Annotated in this window: 20 protein-coding genes and 2 tRNA genes; 4 read left to right on the top strand and 18 right to left on the bottom strand. The window is 53.1% G+C overall.

Features of this window, described 5'->3' with window-relative positions; genetic code table 11:
* From Q7R85_02925 to Q7R85_02840, 18 genes are all read right to left on the bottom strand, one after another.
* The coding region (locus Q7R85_02925) for a YCF48-related protein (protein MDO8585047.1) at nt 1-981 on the bottom strand (981 nt) is incomplete at its 3' end.
* 138 nt (nt 982-1,119) lie between these two features.
* Nucleotides 1,120-2,580: an Asp-tRNA(Asn)/Glu-tRNA(Gln) amidotransferase subunit GatB gene (gene gatB, locus Q7R85_02920; protein MDO8585046.1), complete on the bottom strand. Its 1,461-nt coding sequence runs from the start codon at nt 2,578-2,580 to the stop codon at nt 1,120-1,122.
* A gap of 66 nt (nt 2,581-2,646) precedes the next feature.
* Nucleotides 2,647-3,909: an HD domain-containing protein gene (locus Q7R85_02915; GenBank protein ID MDO8585045.1), complete on the bottom strand. Its 1,263-nt coding sequence runs from the start codon at nt 3,907-3,909 to the stop codon at nt 2,647-2,649.
* A gap of 171 nt (nt 3,910-4,080) precedes the next feature.
* On the bottom strand, nt 4,081-4,416 hold the full coding sequence (locus Q7R85_02910; GenBank protein ID MDO8585044.1) for a hypothetical protein: 336 nt from the start codon (nt 4,414-4,416) through the stop codon (nt 4,081-4,083).
* 123 nt (nt 4,417-4,539) lie between these two features.
* Nucleotides 4,540-5,052, bottom strand: a complete 513-nt coding sequence (locus tag Q7R85_02905; GenBank protein ID MDO8585043.1) for a hypothetical protein — start codon at nt 5,050-5,052, stop codon at nt 4,540-4,542.
* A gap of 110 nt (nt 5,053-5,162) precedes the next feature.
* The gene (locus Q7R85_02900; protein MDO8585042.1) at nt 5,163-5,438 is read right to left on the bottom strand and encodes a hypothetical protein; all 276 of its coding nucleotides are present in this window, start codon (nt 5,436-5,438) and stop codon (nt 5,163-5,165) included.
* Nucleotides 5,439-5,645: 207 nt separating this feature from the next.
* Nucleotides 5,646-6,185: a hypothetical protein gene (locus Q7R85_02895; protein MDO8585041.1), complete on the bottom strand. Its 540-nt coding sequence runs from the start codon at nt 6,183-6,185 to the stop codon at nt 5,646-5,648.
* 57 nt (nt 6,186-6,242) lie between these two features.
* Nucleotides 6,243-6,974 carry a thymidylate kinase gene (locus Q7R85_02890; GenBank protein ID MDO8585040.1) on the bottom strand — a complete coding sequence of 244 codons (732 nt, stop codon included), beginning with the start codon at nt 6,972-6,974 and terminating at the stop codon, nt 6,243-6,245.
* An 81-nt stretch (nt 6,975-7,055) separates the two neighbouring features.
* A complete protein-coding gene (gene rplK / locus Q7R85_02885; GenBank protein ID MDO8585039.1) occupies nt 7,056-7,481 on the bottom strand; it encodes a 50S ribosomal protein L11 in 426 nt (141 codons plus the stop codon).
* A gap of 52 nt (nt 7,482-7,533) precedes the next feature.
* Complete coding sequence (gene nusG, locus Q7R85_02880; protein MDO8585038.1) at nt 7,534-8,085, bottom strand: transcription termination/antitermination protein NusG; 552 nt, start codon at nt 8,083-8,085, stop codon at nt 7,534-7,536.
* A gap of 51 nt (nt 8,086-8,136) precedes the next feature.
* Complete coding sequence (gene secE / locus Q7R85_02875) at nt 8,137-8,325, bottom strand: preprotein translocase subunit SecE (GenBank protein MDO8585037.1); 189 nt, start codon at nt 8,323-8,325, stop codon at nt 8,137-8,139.
* A gap of 54 nt (nt 8,326-8,379) precedes the next feature.
* Entirely contained in the window at nt 8,380-11,610 is a 3,231-nt protein-coding gene (gene gyrB / locus Q7R85_02870) for a DNA topoisomerase (ATP-hydrolyzing) subunit B (protein ID MDO8585036.1), read from the bottom strand.
* A 168-nt stretch (nt 11,611-11,778) separates the two neighbouring features.
* On the bottom strand, nt 11,779-12,456 hold the full coding sequence (locus Q7R85_02865) for a hypothetical protein (protein MDO8585035.1): 678 nt from the start codon (nt 12,454-12,456) through the stop codon (nt 11,779-11,781).
* Nucleotides 12,457-12,459: 3 nt separating this feature from the next.
* Nucleotides 12,460-12,951 carry a hypothetical protein gene (locus Q7R85_02860; protein MDO8585034.1) on the bottom strand — a complete coding sequence of 164 codons (492 nt, stop codon included), beginning with the start codon at nt 12,949-12,951 and terminating at the stop codon, nt 12,460-12,462.
* A 73-nt stretch (nt 12,952-13,024) separates the two neighbouring features.
* Entirely contained in the window at nt 13,025-15,016 is a 1,992-nt protein-coding gene (gene pheT, locus Q7R85_02855; protein ID MDO8585033.1) for a phenylalanine--tRNA ligase subunit beta, read from the bottom strand.
* A 67-nt stretch (nt 15,017-15,083) separates the two neighbouring features.
* Complete coding sequence (gene pheS / locus Q7R85_02850) at nt 15,084-16,112, bottom strand: phenylalanine--tRNA ligase subunit alpha (GenBank protein MDO8585032.1); 1,029 nt, start codon at nt 16,110-16,112, stop codon at nt 15,084-15,086.
* 34 nt (nt 16,113-16,146) lie between these two features.
* Nucleotides 16,147-16,905 carry an HAD-IIB family hydrolase gene (locus tag Q7R85_02845; GenBank protein ID MDO8585031.1) on the bottom strand — a complete coding sequence of 253 codons (759 nt, stop codon included), beginning with the start codon at nt 16,903-16,905 and terminating at the stop codon, nt 16,147-16,149.
* Nucleotides 16,898-17,545: a hypothetical protein gene (locus Q7R85_02840; protein MDO8585030.1), complete on the bottom strand. Its 648-nt coding sequence runs from the start codon at nt 17,543-17,545 to the stop codon at nt 16,898-16,900. The genes Q7R85_02845 and Q7R85_02840 overlap by 8 nt, the downstream gene beginning before the upstream one ends.
* 68 nt (nt 17,546-17,613) lie before the next feature.
* Between Q7R85_02840 and Q7R85_02835 the strand changes: the two genes are divergently transcribed.
* The 4 genes from Q7R85_02835 to Q7R85_02820 all read left to right on the top strand — a co-directional run bounded on the left by Q7R85_02835 (nt 17,614) and on the right by Q7R85_02820 (nt 19,976).
* A tRNA-Met gene (locus Q7R85_02835) sits at nt 17,614-17,686 on the top strand.
* A gap of 77 nt (nt 17,687-17,763) precedes the next feature.
* Nucleotides 17,764-19,338 carry a hypothetical protein gene (locus Q7R85_02830; protein MDO8585029.1) on the top strand — a complete coding sequence of 525 codons (1,575 nt, stop codon included), beginning with the start codon at nt 17,764-17,766 and terminating at the stop codon, nt 19,336-19,338.
* Nucleotides 19,339-19,378: 40 nt separating this feature from the next.
* A tRNA-Met gene (locus Q7R85_02825) sits at nt 19,379-19,450 on the top strand.
* A gap of 109 nt (nt 19,451-19,559) precedes the next feature.
* Nucleotides 19,560-19,976 carry an NlpC/P60 family protein gene (locus tag Q7R85_02820; protein ID MDO8585028.1) on the top strand — a complete coding sequence of 139 codons (417 nt, stop codon included), beginning with the start codon at nt 19,560-19,562 and terminating at the stop codon, nt 19,974-19,976.
* The last annotated feature ends 55 nt before the right edge of the window (nt 19,977-20,031 follow it).

The following is a 20,031-nucleotide window of genomic DNA, read 5'->3' as shown; positions in this document are numbered from 1 at the left end:
CGGATCATATGTGAATTCAATATCAAGCGGGCAATCGCCGTTGGAGCATGTGAGCGGAAGCACGCGCGCGGCAGAAGGGGTGTTTGGGGTGAGGTGAAGGGCAAGACGACGCTGTTGTTCGATAAATGAAAGCGGGGCGCGGGGATTACCAGTTGATGACGATCCCGCGGCGCCGGTGAATTTCAGGATGGTGCCGGCATCACCCACTGCCCAACCGGTCGTTGCGTCAATAAACGAAACAGCATCGAGGGCATTCGCGGTGCCAGGCGCCTGCGTCGCCCATGTGGAACCGCCATTGGTCGTCGCAAGAATCGCCGGTGTATTACTCACGACCCAGCCGGTATTTGAATCCACAAATGCAACACCTATCAACTCATCGGTGGTGCCGGTTTGCGCCGTCCAGGTGGAACCGCCATTTGTCGTTTTTAGAATTGCCTGCGTCCCGCCCCTTGAATCACCACCAACCGCCCAGCCGATTGAAGCACTTACAAATGACACACCATAAAGTCCGTCGGTGGTTCCTGAAATTTGCGCACTCCAAGTGGAGCCGCCGTTAGTTGTTGTGAGAATCGTGCCGCTATTTCCGACCGCCCAGCCGTTATTTGCATCAGCGAAATAAACGTCGTTCAAAATCTCAGCAGTGCCAGAGGTTTGCCCACTCCAAGTGGAGCCGCCGTTGGTTGTCGCGCGGATTACGCCGCTCGCGCCTACCGCCCAACCATTCGACGCGTCTGTAAAGAAAACTCCATTTAGAGAAATTGCAACGCCCGATGTCTGTCCACTCCAAGTTGAACCGCCATTCGTTGTCACACGAACCTCTCCATTCGCGCCCACCGCCCAACCGGTCGTAGAATTCACGAAGTGTACATCGAGGAGCGGATTTGACGTGCCTGATGTCTGCGCAGTCCATGTTGAGCCGCCGTCTGTCGTTGCAAAAATGGTCGCAACATTACTCACTACCCACCCCGTTGTCGAATTCACAAATGAAACGCCGCTAAGGCTGTCGGAAGTCCCCGACGTTTGCGCGCTCTAGGTTTGGGCAGATGCGGAATATGCGGGGATGGAAAGAAAAATCCCAATGACAATAAACAACCGCAGCATATTTCTATTCATACACAATTATTTTAACAGCCGCTCAAAGATTTCCTTGACCACGCTAGGGTTTGCTTTACCGCTGGTCGCGCCGATGGTTTTGCCGATGAGCGACTGGATCGCCGCGGTTTTGCCTTTTTTGTAGTCCGCTACCACTTTCGGATTTTCTTCCATCACTTTTTGCGCGATGGGTTCAAGAGAGGCAGTGTCGGAAATTTGTTCAAGTCCACCGGTTTTTACGAGTTCCCGCGGGTCAGATCCGGTTTCGTTCATCTTGCGCAGCAAATCTTTCGCCGAACGGCTGGAGATCTTGTTTGTCGCGAGAAGCATAATGAGATCAGCAAAGTTTTCCGGCGTGATTTTTGACGCCGCGAGCGGAATGCCCAACTCTTTCAAGAGTCCCCAGAAGTCGCTGGAGAAATAGTTGTATAGCAGTTTTACCGCCTCACTGCGTTTACCGCCCTCTTCCGTTTCAAGCTCGGACACGGCTTGCTCAAAATAATCGGCGTTTGCGCGCTCCGCGACCAACGCATCCGCCTGGTCGTGCAACAACGCGTACTCGGCCATAAACCGATCGCGCTTCGCCATCGGGAGCTCGGGAATTTCTTTTTTCAGCGCCACAACATCAATGCCGCTTTCGCTCATCACCAACTGCGGCAGATCCGGCTCCGGAAAATAGCGGTAGTCATGCGCCTCTTCTTTAATACGCTGACTGAACGTTTCTTTTTTATTTTCATCCCAGCCGCGGGTTTCCTGAATGATTTTGCCACCGCCGAGGAGCACGGCTTGCTGCCGGTCAATTTCATACGCAATCGCGTCCTCCACCGCGCGGAAGGAGTTCAGGTTTTTGACTTCCACTTTTGTACCGAGCTTCTCCGTGCCGTTCGGGCGAATGGAGATGTTCGCCTCCACACGCATTTGTCCTTTTTCCATATCCGCGTCCGAGGCGTCCAAGTACCGCAGGATGCGTTGCAATTCTTTCGCGAACTCGCTTGCCTGCTTTGCGTTGGTAATATCCGGTTCGGTGACGAGCTCCATCAGCGGCAAACCGGCGCGGTTATAGTCGACCAGCGAAGCTGGTCGTCCTGAACTTGATTCAGGACCTCCCTCGCTATGAAGAAGCCGTCCCGCGTCTTCTTCAAGATGCACGCGCGTAATACGAACGCCGAGCAAATTTCCACCGGAAACAATCGGTTGGTCATATTGCGAAATCTGGTAGCCCTTCGGTAAATCGGGATAAAAATAATTTTTACGGTCAAATTTTGTGCGTTCGGCAATTTTTCCATCCAATGCAAGTCCGATTTTTACCATCAGCTCAATCGCCCGCTTATTGATGGTGGGGAGCGTGCCGGGCTGACCGGTGCAAACGGGACAAATGTTCACGTTCGGTTTTGTTTCCAACGGATCATTCAACGAATGACAAAACATTTTTGTCCTCGTTTTGAGCTCCGCGTGGATTTCGAGACCGATGGTGGGAATATAGTCCATAGAGATTTAATGTAATCCTTCGACAAGCTCAGGAAATATCTTTTATACGCTGAGCTAGTCGAAGCGCTACCTTAATAAGCTTAAAATATAATCAACAATTGCTTTAGATTTTTTCTGCACCTTTTCGCGCGCGTCGCCGAAAGCGCAAACGCGGAAGCCGTCATAGGACATGGCGTGCTCTTCCATCGCGCGGAAGTGATGCGGATACACGGCGCTCATTAAATCCACTTTCCCTCCGGCGCGATAGATGCGGACGTCCTCAATGTGCAGCCGTTCGGTGAAGAGCGGCGGAACGATGAGAATTTCTTGCACCGGGACTCCGGCGAGTTTTGCCACATGCGCCTCCATTGCGCGGAGCGCGGGAAAATCATGCGATAATCCCAGATCTTTTAACCCCTGCATCTCGGCGCTCGTGATCGCGCGGATTGCCATCAGTTTTCCAGCCGAAGTGACCGTGCCCACAAACTGCGCGTCTTTAAGCTCAATCGCGGTTTTCGGGAAATGTCCGCCAAGCAAACATTGGTAGCCAAACTGCACATACGAATTTTTGGAGAGTTCAAACCGGCCCAAAAGTCCGAAGTCCGTCAATGTATAGAGCGTTGCAAGCGACAAACCGTCCTCCAGCAGTTGATACGTCATCGCCTGCATCAGCCCCTGCAAAATGATGGCGCGCTTCCGCAAATAGACATTTTTAGTGATTTTAATATAGAACTCCTGAATGGCTTTTGTTTCATCAATCGCATGCTCGTCAATCACCACGTGGCCGTCAACAAAATAAATATATTTTGAAAGATAATCCACGCCCGGGCCTTCGCGGATGGTGTAGAATGCGTCGCGCTCCAAGTAGTCCAACTTGTCGGTGCCGAGGTTGCGGTCCGCGACCGCCGCATAGAGCGGGTGTTTGCGTTCAAAGAGCTCAATGAAAAGTTTGTAATTTACGCCCGCGGACTCAATTTCTTTTTTTAGTCCTTTCACGAGCTTCAGCCCGTATTCCTTATGGTCAATTTTGCGTAATGATTCAACGGCGTGCGAAAACGGGCCGTGCCCGATGTCGTGATACAAGGCGTATGCGGCGACGGTTGTGGCTTCGTCTTTCGTCACAAAATCCTTCGCAAGCCACTCCTCCATCAACACTTTAGTGCGCTGATATGCGCCGAACGAATGTTCTTTGCGCGTATGCGTTGCTCCGGGATAGAGCAAAAATGTAAGCCCAAGTTGGTGCTTGAAAGCAAGTTCCTGAAACGGCCGCGCGTCAACCATTGGCAACACCGGCCCGATATCAACAAGGCCGAGAATGGGATCGGAAACGAGTTTTGGAATTCGAAACATGAGCAATGGAAATCCTTCGATAAACTCAGGATATAATAGTTGGTGAGCTTGTCGAACCACTACAATGATTCGCAATATTTAACTTCATTTATAGTGTAACAATTCACAGCGCGTCTGTCGAAAATGGATCGGGGCAGGGTCCGATGTCTCGGACTCTGCCCCGTTCGAACGCTACTTGCCACTCGCCTTGCCGATCTTGTCGAGTCCGGCCTTCAATGCCGGCAAGAAGACCGAAGCCGGGCGACGAACTTTCGCTGCCCAGTCCGCGATGATAGTCTTCAACGGACGGCCGGATCCGAAGCAGTGCATTCCGAAATACGGCACATCCATACAAAAGCCTCCTTCGCAAAGCACGTCCGCGTGCGTGCGGAGATTGTTGATTGTGAGACAACTCCCCGCGACCCTGATCTTCTCGAGAGCAACTACGCCCTCAGGACTTTTCAGAAAGCCCTCAACCGCCGCCTCCACCTCGTCGAGCGATGCACTGTCGCAAAGTTCAACGCTCATATCTGTACCTCCAACTGGAACCACTAAGAGATTCTGCAACCAGCATAACGAGAAAGCTCAGAAGCGTCAACCGAGATTAAAAATAAGTTCGGGACGAGTCCATCGGACTCGTCCCGCACGTAACTAGCCCTGTCGCTCGCAACCCGCCGTGCCATCCGACACCGCATACGCCGCCGGCTTCTTCGGTTTCCTCGCCCTCTTCGGCTTCGGCGCAGCGTCAACGATCTCCCAGAGCTTCGACTTGAGCCATGGCATGAACCCCTTGGGCTCACGGCCCGGCTCGCTCTCCAACCAACTACGGACGATGCCATAGGAGGCGTAGGGGTTCGTCTGCACCAGCAAGGTGCCGAACATCCGGTGGTGACCCTCACCATGGAAAAAGTCCACCACTCCGTGCTCGTCGCGGCCGAACTCCACGAACTTCCCGCTCTCCTTGAGCATCTTCCGAGCGGCCTCGCCATCCGCCCCGTCCCAGAACTTCTGGAATTTCTCCGCGGCGTCCTGAATCTCGGACTCCACGTCCGGCGGATACTTGATGTTGGGAATGAAACAATCGCGATTCCGCCGATACCGATCGGCAGCGCGACGACATCTCCCGGCAAACGCGCTCATCAGTATATCTCCAACTGGAACCACTAAACGAATCTGCAACCAGCATATCGGGAAAATCGAGAAGCGTCAACAAAAATGGTTCGGGGCAGGGTCCGATGTTCCGGACTCTGCCCCGCGCATACACGCTCGTTCCGCTATCCCCACCACTTCCACCATGGGCGTGGAGACTTCGCCTTCGCAAGTTCCGCATCCAGCCAGGGCATGAAGTCGCTTGGCTTACGTGACGCATCCTGCACCAGCCACAACGACACGATACCGAAGGCCGTCAGCGGGTTAGAACGCGATCCCCCATCCGAATAGTCCGTGTGACCCTGCCCATCGAGCACGAAGGTGTGCCAACCGCCAGTCCATTCCTCCTTCCCGATCGTGATTGTCTTCTTACGCTCCTTGAGTACCGCCCGAGCCGCCACACCCTCCGGGCCATCCCAGAACTTGGCGAATTCGTCTGCGCATCGCCATTTTGCGCCGTCGAAGTCGCTGTTATCTACCACGCGAGCATCCTCCAACTGAAACCTAAACCAATCTGCAACCAGCATAGCGAGAAAATCCTAGGGCGTCAACAAATCTTGAAACGAGTTCGAGGCAGTCCCGTAATGCGGGACTGCCTCGTTCGTACGCTACTCTCTCCGCTTCCTATTGATCGGGTCATGCGAGTCCAGCGAGCCGTGGAGAATGATTGCCACCTCCTCGCGCAGGGCCTGCGCGACTTCTTCCGGCTTCCGCCACTGGCACGCGAGCACGACCCACACCGTTTCCTCAACGGTGAGATGGAATCTCCACTTGGTCGCTCTACCTCCCCGATTCTCCCACTCCCGCAGGCTGCAGAACTCCAGGAACATGCCGTGTTCTTCAACGACGTACTCCCCGGAGAATCCCATCACGATCGCCTTCCCCAGCTCGATCCGCCTGCCGCTTGCCCGCAGCAATGACTCCATGCGCGCGCCCTCCAAACCGGCGAAGAACGCGCGGAGTTCGGTGGTTCCGGCGGCAACCGCCGTCGGCAGATCCTCCGCCTTGCGCTTATGCGTCCCCGTCCACCTCCGCAGCGCTTCATTTCTCGCATGCTTGGCGAACGCTTCACGCACGGGGTTGGGCAGGGAGCGCAAACGATTTGCTTCCTTTTCCCACGCCTCGCTCAGCGTCAATTCGTTCAGCATCAGTCACCTCCGATCACGAGTTGTCCTTATCAAAGCATAGCCCGCGAGCACGTGATGTCAACGGCGCGTCAACGGTTCAATTACCGCCCATACGCGCTCATGAATCGCCTCAATGGGCATTAGATTGCCGCCTTCGGTACACTCAATGACACGGAATGTTTCCGGATACATCGCGGCGACTTCCAGATACACCGCCTCCGCGTTTTTCAAATACTCAAGATTTTTTTCGTGAATGTCTTTTTTGACGCCCTCAAGATATTTGCGCTCCGCTTTTTTCGCGATGAGCTGCTGGGCGATTGCCGCCGGCACGTGGAGCAAGATGACCATGTCTGGCCGAGCCGCGCCCAAAATTCCATACTCGATGTTATCCAGCCACTTCAAGTAACGCGCGCGATCGACTTTGCGCGCAATCTTCGCGCCCTGGTGCCCCATATTGGAAGTCACGTAGCGATTGGAAAGCACAAGTTTCCCCGCCGCGAGCGCGTCGTTTATATCTTTCCGTATATCAAAACGATCAAGCGCATAAAAAAGCGAGGCGGCCTCGGGACTTACCGCGTCAACGCGATCCAGCGCGAATAATCCGCTGACACTCTCGTTCATGGCGCCGTAGCGTCCATTCAAATACTGCTCAACAAAATACGCCGACGGCTTCCCGTATTGCGGGAAATCAAACGTGGCAAGCGGAACATTCACCACATTCAGCCGTTCAACCAATTTTTGAAACTGCGTCCCCTTTCCGGAACCGTCAGTGCCCTCAATGACGATAAATTTGCCTTTAGCCGCGGCCATAGTAGTTTCATCTTAACACAAAACCCGGTCGCCTTAGGCGACCGGGTTTTTTCCTGATTCGTTATTCCTGCTTCCTGATTCCTAGTCAACAACCTCTATCCCCATATTCTTCGCCGTTCCCGCGATAATTCTCATCGCGGCGTCGATGTCGTTTGCGTTCAGGTCCACCATTTTCTTTTCCGCGATGGCGCGGAGGTCGGCTTTCGTCACCTTACCCACTTTTGTTTTGTTCGGCGTTCCGGAACCCTTTTCAATACCCGCGGCTTTTTTGAGCAACGCGGATGCCGGAGGGGTTTTCAAAATAAACGTAAAACTACGGTCTTCGTAGATCGTGATTTCGGCGGGGATAACATCACCCGTCATGTCTTTTGTCGCGGCGTTGAACTGCTTGCAGAACTCGGCAATGTTCACGCCATGCTGACCTAATGCTGGTCCGATCGGCGGCGCCGGGTTTGCCTTGCCCGCTTCAATCTGGAGTTTTAGAGTTGTTTTGATTGGTTTGGCCATAGGAGTAATCGCGAATAATGCAAATCTGATTCAAATAATGCGAATGGGGCTGTTACAACTTTTGTATTTGCAGCACGTCCAATTCAACGAGTGTATCACGTCCGAAAATCGGAATCAAGACCTTGACCTTGCCGCGCTCGGAGTCCACTTCGGACACTTTCGCGTCATAGTCCTTAAACGGACCGTCGGAAACGCGCACCATGTCGCCTGCCACCAAATCCACCAAAAACTTCTTTTCCGTTCCTTCACCCATCCGCGACATCAACAAGTCCACCTCCGCTTTGGAGAGCGGTGTGGGGGTGGTGGAGTCCGAACCCACAAAGCCCGTCACGCGCGGAGTGTTCCGCACCACATACCACGAATCGTCGCCAAGCATCATTTCCACCAGCACATAGCCCGGGTAAATCTTTTCCTCAATCACGCGACGCTTGCCGTTTTTTACGCGAATCTTTTTTTCTTTCGGAACGATAACATTAAAAATCTTGTCGCCCATCGCGAGTGAATCAACGCGCTGTTTTAAATAACGCGCGACGGCATCTTCGTAACCCGAGTAGGTATGCACGGCATACCATGAGCGTTCTTTTGTGCCTTCAATGCGGGACATGGGGCTAAGTATTTAGTATCTAGAATTTAGTATTTAATATGGGGCGGCTTCTTACGGGGTGATGATGCGGGCGAGGCCGATTGAAAACACATAGTCAACAACGCCCAAAAAGACCGCGACGCCAAGCGACATGACGATAACAACCAACGTTAAACGTGTCGTTTCCTGACGCGTCGGCCAGTTTACGCGCTGGAACTCCGTCCTCGACTCCTGCAAGAAAAGCTTGAGTTTTTCAAACATAGTACGGTAATTGGTTTATTGTACGGCAACGGGTGGCGAAAGTCAACTGATTTATTACACGTCAAGATTTTTCACCGACAGCGCATGCGTTTGGATAAAGTTTTTGCGTTGGGCAACTTCTTCACCCATCAGAATATCAAACATCTGGTCCGCGGCGGCGGCATCCGCGATTTCAATAACCTTGAGCATCCGGTTCGCGGGGTCAATAGTTGTTTCCCACAGCTGGTCCGGGTTCATTTCACCAAGACCTTTATAACGCTGGATGTTTATTTTTTCGCCCTTGTCGCCACCCATCTGTTTTACCACTTTCTCTTTTTCATTGTCGCTATACGCATAGAGCACCTCTTTATTTTTTTGGATACGATAGAGCGGCGGCTGTGCAATGTAGAGATATCCCTGTTCAATAATGGGACGGAAATAACGATAGAAAAGGGTCATGAGGAGCGTCCTAATGTGCGCGCCGTCAACGTCGGCATCGGTCATGATGATGATTTTGTGGTAACGCAACCGCGAAATATCAAAACTCTCCGCAATCGCGGTGCCGAGCGCGATAACGAGTGCCTTCACCTCTTTGGACGAAAGCATTCTTTCCACGTTGGATTTCTCCACGTTCAAAATTTTTCCTTTGAGCGGCAAAATTGCCTGAAATCTCCGGTCACGGCCTTGCTTGGCGCTATTATGCACAAACACGCCCGAAGCAAGCGCGAAGTTATGCGTTCCGGGAACTTCCATGTCATATACGTCCATCGTCTCCGTAAGCAGCGTAACGGAACTGACTTTGTGGTTATAGCGCGCTACCGTTTCGCCAAGACGCGCCGCGTCGTTACTAAAGAAGCGCGCAAGTATCGTGTCATAGCGCAACAACGATTTATCGTTTGTTTTTCTTCGCGCAAGCTCATACGCGCCGCCATCAACCGTCCCCGCGCGCTCAAAAATATTCCGCAACACGCTCAATGCCTTGTGATAATACGTTTCGTTATACGCTGCGCGGCGCTTCGCGCGAAATTCCACCGTCCACTGATTTTTTGTTTTTTCGCTACGCCATCGTCGCAATGCGCCATTCTGCCATTGCGCGTCCGCGACAACGGCGCGGGCGGCACGCTCCTCAGGATGTGCTACAAAATAGCCGTGCGTGCGTTCGGCTTGCGCCTCCCGATGCGACCCCTCGCTCCAATACTTTTCCTGCGCCGCAGCAAGCCGTACGTTACTCTGCGCACGATAGGCGGCATTGCCGTGATAAAACGCTAAAAACTTTTCCGTCATAAATGCTTTATACTCCACGCTCTCCCACTGCCTTTTTGCCCGCGCGCTCAACATATCCCGCATGGTGGACATCTTTACGCTCATCTTTTGCTTGAACTCCGGAGTCGCCCGAAGCGCGCGCAGTTTCGCGAGTGTATCCGGCCGTTGCAATGTCACCGCGGCATGTTTACGATGCGTCGCGAGATGTCCTTCGCGCGTGAGCCGCCAAAGATTGTCGGGGTTGTTATTGCATTTATTGAAATCCTTGTGGTGACGGTGTGACCCCGCCGTTTCAATGTATGCGCCGCGCGCAAGGTTATATTGGTCGGCAAGCACGTGCGTAAAAAGCCACCGGCGTGCCGCGGGGTCAAACACCATTTCGTATCCCTCAATAGTAATCCGTTTTCCTATCCGCGAGTGTTGGCGATACAACGGCATCAGCGAATCGGTCGATGTAAGATTTCTTGCTTCTTTATATACGCCGTCAGCGAGCATAAACTTATGGTCCGGCGTGCAAACAACTTCTTCCCCATTGTCCAACACCACTTTTACGACTGCTGCATTTTTCTTTGTCACGCGAGGATGGAGTATTTCGCTAATCGCAACGGAACCGTTCGCGTCAATAGTGTAGCAATAATTCTTTATTCCTTTTTTATCTTCTTCAACTAACTCTTCAAAAGACGCGGTTCTTCCGTCCACAAGAGCAACTTTTGTTTCACCGGAAAAACAACCACCTGCAGAATCGCCCTCCACGATGAAGAGCTCGGATTCCGCCGGATTCTTACTTGAACAATCCGCGAGTTTTCCGGGAAGTGTCAAACCTTCCAGTACTCCCTTCCGAAGCACGGTTTCTTTTGCGGCCTTTGCGGCCTTTCGGGCACGGGCGGCAAGCAGACACTTTTCAATAATGCGGCGGCCGTCAGCGGAATTGCGGTCAAGAAATTCTTTGAGCGCCTCACCCGTCACGGTTTCGGTTGCGGTACGCGCCTCAGGACTGCCCAGCCGCGCCTTGGTCTGCCCTTCAAACTGCGGTTCACGCAACTTAACGGAAATCACCACGATCATCCCCTCGCGCACGTCGTCGCCGGTCAAGTTTTCGTCCGCCGCTTTGATGTATTCATTGCTCCGCGCGTAGTCATTCAACGTACGCGTCAAGGCAGAGCGGAAACCGGTCAAGTGCATGCCGCCGTCGGGCGTATAAATATTGTTCGCAAACGAAAGCTCCTGCATTTCGTATTCGTTGTTGAACACAAACGCCGCTTCCACTTCCACGTTCTCGGAATTTTTATCCACGTAAAACGGCGTCTCCTGCAAGGGCTTCTCCGCGCGGCCGAGGTACTTGATAAATGAAAGCAGTCCACCGTCAAAATAAAATCCATAATAAAACGGCGCACCGGGCTCGCGCGTGTCTATGATTTCCACCTTCACGCCCTTCGTAAGATACGCTTGCTGGCGCAAATGCTCAATCACACGCTTGCGGTCGTATTCCACTTTTTGGAAAATCGTCGGGTCCGCCTCAAAGGTTACTTTTGTTCCGGTGCCGGGCATTGGGCTCTTCCCCACCTTCTTCACCTTATACTGCGGCGCACCGCACTTGTATTCTTGTTTATATAAATTGCCGTCACGCGAAACCTCCACTTCCAAATGTGTGGAAAGGGCATTCACGACGCTGACGCCCACTCCGTGCAAACCGCCGGACACTTTATAGGACTCGCCGCCGAATTTTCCTCCGGCGTGAAGCTTGGTCATCACGGTTTCCAACGCCGACACCTTTGTTTGCGCGTGTGTTTCCACTGGGATTCCGCGGCCATCGTCCGACACGGCAATTTTATTATCCGGCAACATTTCCACGCGGATGGTCTTGGCATATCCCGCCATCGCCTCGTCAATGGAGTTGTCCACTACCTCCCATATCAGGTGATGCAGACCGTCCGGGCCGGTGGAACCGATGTACATTCCGGGACGTTTCCGGACCGGCTCCAAACCCTCCAACACATAAATGTCTTTGGCGGTATAGGATGTCGGCTTATTCGCTTCGGCCATTCCGGGAGCGGTTGTTTTGGGCTTCTCTTCGCTTGGTTTCGCGGCTGATTTTTCAGGTTTTTTGGAAGGCATAATGATGGAAATGAATACTATAAGTATATCAAAAAAATAACGCGAATTCAACAGTGCGTTATATAAGGAAACGCCGGTCGCCCCAGGCGACCGGCATCATCGCTTGCGGCGCAAACGCGCCGCCCGCCTTACTCCGCGCTTCTCTCTCTTTTCGCCCCGATGCGCATGCGCCGGACCGAAAACGATGCGAACATTTTTCAACGCGTAGACCACGGCGCGGTCTTCCCCGCATTCGTTCACCGCAAAGCGCCGCACGATAGGGAGCGACGGAAACCGGAGCAGCTCCTCAAGCGTCACGCGACGCGTGAGCGCGCTTTCCTCACAGCCGCCTTCGTCCTCTTCGTCTGCCTCCGGATCATATCGCCCCACGTTCGCGTACGGAGAACCCTTACGTTTTGGTTCCGACTCGCGTACCCCGTCTTCCTCCGGCTTACCCGCGAGCATGTTCTCCAAACGGCACAACGCGCCATAGAGCGCGCGCTCGCGCCGCCTCCCCACCGCCGCAATGCGTTCGTGCATACCGGCAAAGAAAAGCCGGGCGATCACTGCGAACGCGTGACAGCGCCAGCACCTGTTGACGATCTGCTGATGCGCGGAGTCGTCCAACTCCGCCCGTTCCAGATGCCTCAACACTATCCGGTCGTCGTTGCAGAGCGTCGTCTCCGCAAATGCGTCAATCTTCCATCGCGCCTCGGTGACGGAGAGTCCGGCGCGCTTCGCGAACGAAACAAGCCACCGCCGAAATCGCCCGGCGGTGAATCGCAGTTCAACCATCACTCACCTCCGCAGTTCAATGTTGCCAATTACAGCCCACAGATCAACGCGCAAGTTGCACTTCACGCAGTCCATGCGATGCTCTTGCTGTTCCGGCGGAAGCGCGTCAAAGTTCATCGCTTCACCCGTGTTCAAGCATTCCTTTCCGCCCTTGAACATGCTGGATTTGAGCGCGCGACACACCGCCGCGACCGGTGTTTCGTTTCTTCGCGCAACGACTTTGCTGTACAGCCGCAGCTCCTTCTTGGTTATGTAAAGGAAGTAGTACACGTAAAGAACGCTGCGGCAGAACATGCAATCCTCCGCACTGTGCACCTCGTCCGTCACCGGCTCCATTCCCACGAGCATCGGGAACTTCACGCATTGCGGCGTGGGCGCCGCCAACGCAAGCGCCTCGCTACGCTCCGCGATAAGAGATTCCAGCGTTTCATGCCCGAAATCGCGGCACTCCTTCACAAAGTATTTCCGGCAGCGCTTCGTATTGAAGATCGGCATTGCGCACCTCTTTCTACACAACATTGATGTTCTACATTAGAACGTATCGCATTACGCCGAAAATAGAAAGCGACTATCGCACCTCTGCGAACAAACGGTCACGCAACACATGCACGATTTTTTCCATTTCACGCCCCACTTCATCGTCGGTCAACGTATGGTCGTTTGCCTGAAACACAATGCGGAACGTCAAACTCTTTTGGTCGGCGCGCATTTTCGCCTCATCTTCAAAATAATCAATGAGGTCAACGTCGTAGACAAACTTCGGACTCACGGCTTGGATTTCCTCAAGAATGTCCCCCACGCGCGTGGCGCGCGGAATGAGCACCGAGATGTCCCGCGCTATGGAAGGATACTTCGCGATGGGTTCATATTCGCGCTCGCCAACGACAAGCTCAGTCAGTTCTCCCAGGTCAATTTCCGCAATTGCCGCGTGCGCCAAAAGCGTCTGCGGCACCGCGCCGAAGATGCCCAGCAAGCGATGATCGGACTCAACACACATACTCTCACCGGCGTTCAAATATTTCGCCCCGACATTGGTAACATCGCGCATCACATGCTCCATCAGCCCCAACCGATCCAACAGTTCGGATATGATACCCTTCAGTTCCAAGAGCGGAGACGCATGCTTCGCGCCAAGCGCAATGCCCAGCGCCAAGTGCTCACTCACCTTCCCCTTCGTCTCGACAAACACCTTCCCTATTTCAAAAATACGCACCGTATCGGAGAAACGGAAATTGCTTTCTATATTTTTCAGCAGGCCACCAGCCAGCGTCGGCCGCAAATACGCAAACTCGGCGCTGACGGGATTTTGAAGCGCCACGGCTCCGTCGGAAGTTCCCGCTCGCGCGATATCTTTTTCGGAAACAAACGAGTAGTTATACGCTTCGGTTAATCCCGCGCCGGGGAGGAGCTGGCGGATGAGCGCTTTCAAGCTCACCGCGTCATCATGCACCGCGGGAGTAAGGGCAATCGCCGGAGGCGTTGAAGGAAGTTTATCGTACCCGACGAGCCGCACAATTTCTTCAACAAGGTCTTCAAAACGCTCAATGTCCGTACGCCGCGCGGGCGCAACCACCTTCGTCAGCTTCCCTTCACCCCGAACCTCAAATCCCAAGCGCTTCAAATATCCCAGCGCCTGCGTAAGCGTCAACTTCATTCCCGACAATGCGTTAAATTCTTCGGCGGTGAACCGCAACACCGCAGGCTTCATTTTTTTCGGATAAAAATCAACAACTTCGCCCACGCGCGCGTGACAAATATTAATAAGCAATTCGGTCACGCGAAGCATTCCTTCCTGCGGCATCACCGATGATAAGCGGTGCGTAAAACGCTGCGAGGCATCCGTCACGAGCTTCAACCGCTTTGATGTTTTATAAAGCGCCACACTGTCAAACGTCGCCGCCTCCACCACGATGCGCGTTGTGGACGCCGTTACTTCGGCGCGCTTTCCGCCCTTAATGCCGGCGATGCCCAGCACGTGAGCCCCGTCGGCAATGACCAAGTCATCCGGCGTGAGCGTAAAATGATTGCCGTCCAGTGTTTCTATTTTTTCTTTTGCCTCCGCGCGGCGGATGGTGATATTTTTTATTTTATCCGCGTCAAACGCGTGCATGGGCTGACCAACCTCCAGCATCGCGTAGTTCATAATGTCCACCACCGGATTAATCGGCCGCATACCACAAGAGGCAAGCACGCGCTTCATCCACTCCGGTGTCGTAGCGTTTGCATCAATCTCAAAATACCGCGCCATGTATCGCGGGCAAAGCACGCGCTCTTTGACGCTCAACACGAGGTCTAACGCCGCTTCCACGTGCGATGCGCGGGATTCCGCATTGCTCGCCTTCGGCAACTTCAAGGGCTTACCTAACGCGGCCGCAACCTCGCGCGCGATACCGATATGCGAAGCACAATCACTATATCTGTTCGGCAACACCTTGATGTCCACCGTGTCGCCATCAATGGATTCCACTTCAAAAAGATGTGCCGTTAAGACGTCCTTCAAGTGTTCGGAGCTCTTCAAGGCGGGAACGAATTGTTTGAGTAATGAGTAGCTGAATCGCATAACCTTATTGCCTGAGCTTGTCGAAGGCTTACATTATTGTATCCCTTCGATAAACTCAGGGAGTATATTAAAACTGCTTTAAAAATCTCATGTCGTTTTCGTAAAACATCCGGATGTCGGGAATGTTGTATTTGATCATCGCGAAACGCTCCAACCCCAAGCCGAACGCAAACCCTTTTACGAATTTCGGATTGTATTTTACGGCGTCAAAGACCTTCGGGTGCACCATACCGGCACCCATCACCTCCAGCCACTTGCCGCTCCACGGCCCTTTCTGCAACTGAATATCCACCTCGAGCCCCGGCTCAACGAACGGAAAATAACTCGGACGGAAACGCAGTTTCACATCCGTACCGAAAAACTTTTTGCAAAAATGCAGAATGAGATACTTAAAGTTCGCAAGTGACACATTCTCCCCCACCATCAACCCCTCCACCTGGTGAAAGTTTATTTCATGCGATGCATCAATCGCCTCAAACCGAAATACTCTGCCGGGCACGATGATTTGGAACGGCGGCTCGTGCGTTTCCATGTAGCGGATTTGCACCGGGCTCGTGTGCGTCCTCAACAATAACCGTTCCCTTGTTTTTCCTTTTTCATTTTCCGTTTTTCCTTCGTTTTGGCGAAGCCAAAACGTATCCCACATATCCCTTGCCGGATGATTCGCGGGAATGTTCAACGCGTCAAAATTGTAGTGTTCGTTTTCAACTTCCGGCCCTTCCACAACAGAAAAATTCAGGCCGGCAAAAATTTCTCGGATACTGTTTTCCGTGAGCGTCAGGGGGTGTAAATGTCCCAGCGACACTTTTTTGCCGGGCATGGTGACGTCGACGGCAGGTTGTAGTTGGTAGGTTGTAGCTTGTAGAGCACGCAACCTTGCGTCAAAGGCGGCGTCAAGTTCATTGCGCAAGGCATTTGCGGCGGGGCCGACGCGGCGCTTTTCCGCTTCGGGTAAATCCTTCAGACCGCGCAAAACTTTCGTCAGCTCGCCTTTTTCGCGGCCCAAATACTTCACCCGCACCGCTTCAAGAGCTTTCGCATCTTTCGCTTCGGCGATTTCGTGAAGCGCGTGCTTTTTCAGTTCAAGGACGTCCATTACTAAAAATCGTAACAAAAAAAACGCATAAACGCTACACCACCAGTAGTGTGCGGATCAGCCCTTTCGTATCGTCCGGGTTTTCTACGGGAACACAGTCCACGCCCATCGCTTTCGGCGGATAGTCGTTGCCACCCGGAAAGATCGCATCGCCCACAAACAACATCTCGGCTTTCGTGACGCCCAAATACTCCTCCATTTTTTTGATGCCGTATGCCTTATCAACACCCGGGCGCGTGATGTCAATAGACGTAGTGCCGCCGACGCGCACTTCAAGGTCGGGAATATATTTTTGCACCGCCTCGGCAATCCGCAGCCGTTTTTTTGAGTCCGGATCCCACGCGGCCTTCAAGGGCAACGGCGCCCGCTGTCCCAACGCGGAAAACGTCACCTGGGTTCCGCGGTCTTCCAGCACGTCGCCATAGAGCGTTTCAGGATGTTTGTGGTTCAGATCACGGAATGCTTTGGTGAACGCGCTGCCGGCGCGGACTTTTTCATCGGCGGTCAGCGCCTCGGTGTATACGCACTGCCACGCGCCGCTCGATTCCTTGTAGCGATAAAATGCCGCGCCGCAGGTCGGGAAAAGATACAGGTTTTTTAGCAGCTCCGGCGCCGCGTTTAAGCTCCCCAAAAACTGCTTCTGAAATTGCGCGAGCGAGCCGCCGGAAATGACCGCCACCATCCTAGTGCGCAAAAGATCCGAGAGCAATCCGGACATATCGGCATCCATCGGCGATTTACTCGGCGCCAACGTGCCGTCCAGGTCAAAAATGATGAGTTTCTTGTTACGCATATACCATAATATACACTTCGTACACCATAATGGTTTCACCGACGGTCATCGTAATTTTAATCGTATACTCACCTACCGATCCCCATGTGTGCGAAATCGTCTTCGCGTCCTTATCGGCAAGTGTGCCGCTTTCGGTCGAGCCATCGCCCCATTGAATGGCATACGGAACCTTGGCACTCCCCTCGGCGACGTCTTTTAATACAAACACCGCCAGCTGGCCCCTTTTTACCGAGAACCCCAACGGAACGTTATTGGAGCTTGATATCGCCGGAGCGCCCCCCAGCACAATGGCGCCCGCCAGAGGAGCAGTTGTGGTTTTCGGCACGCCAAGGTCCTTGCCTACTTCATTTAACTTATCGTTCACCGCGTCTTTCACCGACTCAAATGCCTTTTGCTTTATGACGCCGGTCACCCCGTCAATAACCCCCTGCGCCTTTTCCTTCACAGCGCCCACGACACTATCAACGGTGTTGATAATTTTTTCCCGCGTCGGATTAATCACCGCGCGCGCCTTATCGCCAAAGACACCGGAAGGAATGACCACTTCAAACACACGGTCCTGCTTCAATATATAGTAGCCCGCCGCGCCAACGACAACGAAGGCGACGAGCGAGAAAACAAGCCGGCGTAGCGCATCCATATATTCCCAGCATAACTCCGGTTTGACTAAAAAGCCAGATAAAGATAATATAAGCGTGCAGGTTAACACGCGGGTGTGGAGTACTGGTAGCTCGTCTGGCTCATAACCAGAAGGTAGCGGGTCCGATTCCCGCCCCCGCAACAAAATACAAAAAACCGCCGGATTTTCTGGCGGTTTTTTGTATTGTGCGGCATGCTTAATTTGCGTACACTGACGTTATGCAACGACTCCGACCTCTCGTCTTTCCTCTCCTCGCCATCCTTGCTGTCACGCTTCTTTTCCATGGCCTCACAAGCGGCATACCAGATCCGGATAGTTTTTATCATCTGCGCCATTCGTGGCTCTATCGCACGCAATCACTTTTTGACACTACATTCCCGTGGACGCAGTTCTCTTCCATCCGCACACTTGGAGCCGACATCTGGTACGGCCTCCACCTGACTCTTATTCCCCTCACCTACTTCCCCAACCTCGTAACCGGTATCAAGATCGGCGGCGTGCTTTTTACGCTTGCATTGCTCTCTGCGGTCTTATGGATTGCGAAACGCCACAAGTTTTCCATGATGTATTTTTGGCCGCTATTTTTCTTTCTCGCGATTCCGAATGTCCTGTTTCAATACTTGATGGTGCGGCCGCATGTATTCTCTCTCGCATTTGCCATTGGTTTGCTTTCATTCCTCGCACGCGGAACATGGTGGCAGGTGCTGCTCATCAGCACGGCGATCACCTTTTTCCATCTGGGATTTTTCTGGATCGGGCCGTTCATCGCGCTTGCGGTGCTCGGCATCCAAGTGGCGGGCGCTATCGTCAAAAAAATTCAAAAGACCGCGGCGCAAGTCGCCCCCATCGGTTGGCTCAATACACTGCTCGTATTTCTTGGCACCGCACTTGGCGCAGTGCTCCGACCGCACCCCATTGCCGCCGCCAAACTTGCCTACATCCAAATTTTTAAACTGCTGTTCGAAAAAACCGGCGGCGCGCCGCTCACTTTTGGCCGCGAACTTGCGCCGCTCCCGCTTGGCGAACTCGCCACAACCTCCACTCTTTTTTTTATCCTTTGGGTCGCGTCGCTTCTTACGATTGCCGTCGCGTACTTCAATTTCCGTGAACGATGGAATAATGTTCCCGCGAACGAACGCTTGTTTTTGGTCAGCGCCACGGGAATCGCCGGCGCGTTTTTTGTCTTGACGGCGTTTATCGCGCGCCGATCGCTCGTACAATGGGAAGCGTTTGGTACCTTGGGAATCGCGGCAACCTACACGTATCTTTTGCCGAAAAAAATTAAAGAGTACGCGCTGGGGCTGCTCATGATTTCGATCGTCGTTATGTTCCCTTACGCCATCTATCGGCATGACTTGAACGTCCGTTATACCACGTTCCCCTATGAGTGGCTTAAAGGCTCAAGCGAGTGGCTCAACACGAATAGCGCGCCCGGCGACATCGTGTTTAACACACACTGGGACAACTTTGCCCCGCTATTCTTCCACGACCAGAAAAATTATTACCTCGGCGGCATGGACCCGATTTTCCAATACGACTACTCGCCCGCGATGTATTGGAAATTTTATTACCTTTCAAAAGACCTGATGACCAACAACACTTGCGGCACCTATCCTTGTGTTGAGGGAACCGCAGAAGATACTTACACCGTTTTGACCCGTGACTTCAACGCAAAATACATTCTTGTTGAGCCGTGGCGCAACCCGAAACTTTCCGCGTATCTTTCCGGCGATTCGCGATACGAAAAAGCGTTTGAAGCGAAGACGGAGCAAGTTTTTCTCATTAAACGATAGAGTTGCATTCATAAAGTTTTTGGGTTATATTGCGAATGTCGCCGACGTAGCTCAGTGGTAGAGCAGGGCTTTCATAAGGCCAAGGTCGGAGGTCCGATCCCTCCCGTCGGCACAAAATAAAGGACGCCTCATCAGGGCGTTCTTTATGTTTTCCATAAACATTTGCCTCCTCAGAAAATCTCTGCTATACTTTTGCCAGAACTCATTGAAGGAGGTAGTTTATGGAACAACGCGCAAGCGCCATCATCGCGACCGCGAGACAGTTCAGGGGGACTCCGTTCAAGCGCGGCGTTAGACCCGAAGAAATGCCCGCGTTTCTGGACTGCTCGTCGTTCGCACAGCTCGTCTTCGGACTCGTCGGGATTGCATTGCCGCGACGGGCATATCAGCAGGCGCAGTGCGGAATAATCGTCCGCGATGAAGCAGGGCTGCAACGCGGCGACCTCCTGTTCTTCGAGGGACACATCGCGGGACGGAAACCCGTAGTCCTTGAAGGTATGGAGTTCTGGATCGGGCACGTGGCGATTTATGCCGGAGAAGGAAAAATCGTCCAATGCACACGTCGGCGTGGCGTACACATCACCAAACTCAGCGTCGCGAAACGGAAAAAGCTCGTTCTCATGAAACGCATCTTGTAGCTCCGAATTACAAAACTCCAGTCGCGCCGCTTTTGGAACACTTTCGGCTGCGACT

This window comes from bacterium (assembly GCA_030649055.1).
In the GTDB taxonomy this organism is placed as follows: Bacteria; Patescibacteriota; Minisyncoccia; order UBA6257; family JAUSGH01; genus JAUSGH01.
This window is presented reverse-complemented; position numbering and strand designations above follow the sequence as displayed.